The sequence below is a fragment of the Stenotrophomonas sp. 278 genome, from assembly GCF_003935715.1.
Classification (GTDB): domain Bacteria; phylum Pseudomonadota; class Gammaproteobacteria; order Xanthomonadales; family Xanthomonadaceae; genus Stenotrophomonas; species Stenotrophomonas maltophilia_AH.
The window spans coordinates 1-4,173 of sequence record NZ_RHPP01000222.1 but is presented as its reverse complement, the minus strand read 5'-3'; the positions used below and the strand labels follow the sequence as shown (position 1 = coordinate 4,173).

4 protein-coding genes are annotated in these 4,173 nt (G+C 66.4%); all 4 read left to right on the top strand.

Features of this window, described 5'->3' with window-relative positions:
• The coding region (locus tag EGJ34_RS20740; protein WP_125362314.1) for an autotransporter domain-containing protein at nt 1-1,076 on the top strand (1,076 nt) is incomplete at its 5' end.
• 312 nt (nt 1,077-1,388) lie between these two features.
• A complete protein-coding gene (rimP, locus tag EGJ34_RS20735) occupies nt 1,389-1,979 on the top strand; it encodes a ribosome maturation factor RimP (RefSeq protein WP_125362313.1) in 591 nt (196 codons plus the stop codon).
• Between the two features lie 7 nt (nt 1,980-1,986).
• Nucleotides 1,987-3,498, top strand: coding sequence for a transcription termination factor NusA (gene nusA, locus EGJ34_RS20730; protein ID WP_125362312.1), 1,512 nt, complete (start codon nt 1,987-1,989; stop codon nt 3,496-3,498).
• Nucleotides 3,499-3,593: 95 nt separating this feature from the next.
• On the top strand, nt 3,594-4,173 hold a 580-nt coding region (locus EGJ34_RS20725), incomplete at its 3' end, for a translation initiation factor IF-2 associated domain-containing protein (RefSeq protein WP_185750279.1).

Here is a 4,173-nt window from a genome sequence, read left to right as displayed (position 1 = left end):
GAGGAGGCGGAGGCGGAGGCGGAGGAGGCGGAGGAGGCGGAGGAGGCGGTGGCTCGGGCGGTGGATCTGGTGCCGGATCAGGCGGCGGGGATGGTGGGGGCCGCTACGAGCTGGCTCCCCAGGTGCCCGGTTACCTGGCCATGCTCAACGGCTTGATCAATACCGGTTGGGACGACCTGGACAACCTGCACCGGCGGCTGGGCGAGGTGCGTCGCTCCGGTGATGCGCAGGACAGCAGCCAGGGCAGCGAAGTGTTCCTGCGCGCCCATGGCGGCCGCGCCCGTTTCGCCCCGCATCTGTCCTTTGCCGAGTACGGTTACGGGCTGCGCCAGGACTATCGCGCGCTGCAGCTCGGCGGCTCGGCACTTGTGCCTTCCGAGGGCAGCGGCGTATGGCGTATCGGTGCGGCGTTGACGCTCGGACGCGCGGATGAAACCCCGGAGCAACGTGACGCCGAGGCGGATCTGCGCGTGGATACCCGCACCTGGATGCTGCTGGGCACCTGGATGTCGGCCGCCGGCATGTACGTGGACCTGCAAGGTGGCTACGGCGTGGCCAAGGGCCGCAAACGCGTGAACATCGACGGTGAGGTCGAGGTGGCCCGGCCGCGCGGCAGCCGCTGGCTGGCGTCGGTGGAGACCGGCTGGCCGTTCAGGCTGGGACAAACGCAGTGGGGTCTGGAGCCGCAACTCCAGCTGGCCTGGCAGGACGTTACGGTTGATCCGTTCAGCGACGCCGAGGGCCTGCGGGTAGCGGGGCGTTCCGAATCGGCGGGACTGGGCCGGGTGGGACTGCGGATCTTCCGCGGTGCCCCGGAAGGCCAGGCGGCAGGGGACTGGGAACCGTGGCTGCGCCTGGACTATCTGCAGGGCTTCAACGACGGGGGCCAGCTCGAGGTCAGCGGCGTCACCTTCCGCACCGATCACTACGGCCGCGCCTGGCGCGCTGGACTTGGGGTCAGTGCGCGCCTCGGACACGGGTGGGACCTGTACGGCGAGGGCTACTGGCAAGGGCGGATCGGGGGCGAAGGCTGGGAGGCATGGAATGCCGTGCTGGGGTTGAGGTCACGGTGGTGAACCTGTCTGCGAGGGTACCCGACCCGTTGCGCCACGGCGGTGCAACGGCTATCATCAATGGCTTAGCGGACTACCTGACTGGACCCATTCCCCGGAATGTGGCCCGGGCCGCGACCGGCTCCCGGGCCGTGCGACTTCCACTCAGGTAGTCGTGACCCCCCGGTCTGCTGGGTTCGCAGCGTCGCACAAGGCGATGCTGCTGCCGGATTCCAGCAGGACCGGCGTTGTTTCGGACAAGGGGCCCTGCGGGCCCTTTGTTGTTTCCGGAAGCGGGTCATTGGACCCATTTTCTCTTAAGAATCAAGGCGGAACGTGAGCGACAAGGCAACTGAAATCGCGAACCTGCTCGGCCCCACCGTTGAGTCGCTGGGTCTGGAGCTGCTGGGCGTTGAATATCTCACCGCGCCCGGTGGTGCCACCCTGCGCCTGTACATCGACGTGCCGGTGGCCGAACAGCCCGACCGTATCGTCAACATCGACGACTGCGAACGCGTGAGCCGTGAAGTCTCCGCGCAGCTCGACGTGGAAGATCCGATCAGCGCCAATTACACGCTGGAAGTGTCCTCGCCGGGCGTGGACCGCCCGTTGTTCACGCTGGAACAGTTCGAGCGTGCGATCGGCGAGTCGGCCAAGGTCACCCTGAAGCTGCCGCAGGACGGCCGCCGTCGTCTGCAGGGCGAGATCCTCGCCGTGGACGCCGAACAGGGTACCGTCACCTTCCAGGTCGACAATTTCCAGTTCACCGCCGATGTCGAGAACATCGACAAGGCACGCATCATGCCGGACTGGGCCGCCCTCGGCCTGGCTCCGAGCAAGCCGACTGGCCCGGCACCCAAACAGGGTGACAAGGCGAGCAAGAAACCAACCAACAAGCCGGCGGCCAAGAAGCCGCGCGCGGAGTAAGCAGCCGATGAGCAAGGAACTTTTGCTGGTAGTGGATGCGGTCGCCAATGAAAAGGGCGTGCCGCGTGAAGTGATCTTCGAGGCCATCGAAGCCGCTCTGGCTTCGGCCGCGAAGAAGCGTTATCCGGACCAGGAAGTGCTGGCCCGTGTGTCGATCGACCACAAGGACGGCACCTACGAAACCTTCCGCCGCTGGGAAGTGGTGGCCGATGACGTCGTGATGGAATCGCCGGACCGCCAGATCCGTCTGATGGACGCGGTCGACGAAGCCGACGGCGTGGAAGTGGGCGACTACATCGAAGAACAGATCGAAAACCCGGACTTCGGCCGCATCGCGGCGCAGGCCGCCAAGCAGGTCATCGTCCAGCGCGTGCGCGAAGCCGAGCGCCAGCAGGTCGTGGACGCCTGGAAGGACCGCGTGGGCGAACTGGTCACCGGTGTGGTCAAGCGCGCCGAGCGCGGCAACATCTACGTGGACCTGGGTGGCAACGCCGAGGCCTTCATCCCGAAGGACAAGGGCATTCCGCGCGACGTGCTGCGCGCCGGCGACCGCGTGCGTGGTTACCTGGCCGAAGTGCGTTCGGAACCGCGTGGCCCGCAGCTGTTCATCAGCCGCGCCGCCCCGGAGTTCATGATCGAGCTGTTCAAGCTGGAAGTGCCGGAAGTCGGCCAGGGTCTGGTGGAAATCAAGGCCTGTGCCCGTGACCCGGGCGACCGCGCCAAGATCGCCGTGCTTGCCCACGACGCCCGTACCGATCCCATCGGTGCCTGCATCGGCATGCGCGGTTCGCGCGTGCAGGCCGTGTCCAACGAGCTCAATGGCGAGCGCGTGGACATCGTGCTGTGGAACGACAACCCGGCCAACTTCGTCATCAACGCCATGGCTCCGGCCGAAGTGCAGTCCATCATCGTCGATGAGGAAAAGCACTCGATGGACTTGGCCGTGGCTGAAGAGCGTCTGGCCCAGGCGATCGGCAAGGGCGGCCAGAACGTGCGCCTGGCCAGCCGCCTGACCGGTTGGCAGCTCAACGTGATGACCCAGGACCAGGTGACCGCCAAGTCGGAAGCCGAGCAGGGCGTGGCCCGCCAGCTGTTCATGGACAAGCTGGAAGTGGACGAGGAAATCGCCGCCATCCTGGTCACCGAAGGCTTCAACACGGTGGAAGAAATCGCCTACGTCCCGGTCGGCGAACTGCTGGCCGTGGAAGGCTTCGACGAAGACATCGTGGAAGAACTGCGTGCCCGTGCCCGCGACGCGCTGCTCAACGAAGCGCTGGCGGTGGAAGAGGGACTGGAAGACGGCCTGCCGGCCGCCGACCTGCTCGCCCTGGAAGGCATGGACGAGGCAACCGCCTACGCCCTGGCCGGCCACGGCGTGCGCACCAGTGAGGACCTGTCGGACCTGGCGACCGACGAGATCCTCGAGTTCGGCATCGAAGGCATGGACCAGGAGCGCGCCGCCGCCCTGGTGATGGCCGCCCGAGCCGAGGAGATCGCCCGCCTGGAGCGCGGCGAATGAGCCAGCGATGAACAGTGCCCTGACCCGCTCAGGGCTTAGACTCCGCGCTGCCTTCGTCCGTTTCGGAGGCGCGCCAACCAGATCATAGGATCCGAATGTCGCAGCAAACCACCATCCGCAAGCTCGCCGAACTGGTCAACACGCCGGTCGAGAAACTGCTTGAACAGCTTGCCGACGCCGGCATGAAGTTCAGCGGTCCCGACCAGGTCGTGACCAGCACCGAGAAGGTGAAGCTCCTGGGCTTCCTTCGTCGTTCGCATGGCAAGGCAGATACGCCCGCCGAAACCGCTGACGAAGCCGCCAAGAAGATCACCCTGAACCGTCGCAAGCTGCAGGAAGTGACGGTCAGCGCCGGTCGCAGCAAGACCACCGTCAACGTCGAAGTCCGCCAGAAGCGCACCTACACCAAGGATGCCAGTGGCAAGGCGATGACGCCGGATGAGGAGCGTGCCGACATCCTGCGCAAGCTGGAGGAATCCCGCCAGCGCAATCTGGACGAACAGCGTGCCCTGGCCGAGAAGGACCGCCTGCGCGACGAGGAAATCGCCCGCAAGCGCCAGGAAGAGCAGGCTGAAAAAGACCGCGTCGAAGCCGAGCGCAAGGCCGCTGAGGCCGCTGCTGAAGCCGCGCGCAACGCGCCGGTAGCAGAAGCCCCGGCTCCGGCCGCTGCTGCTC

Bases quoted from the DNA above. Each gene is read 5' to 3' on its own strand.
- nusA (WP_125362312.1), top strand. From the start codon at position 1,987: ATGAGCAAGGAACTTTTGCTGGTAGTGGATGCGGTCGCCAATGAAAAG.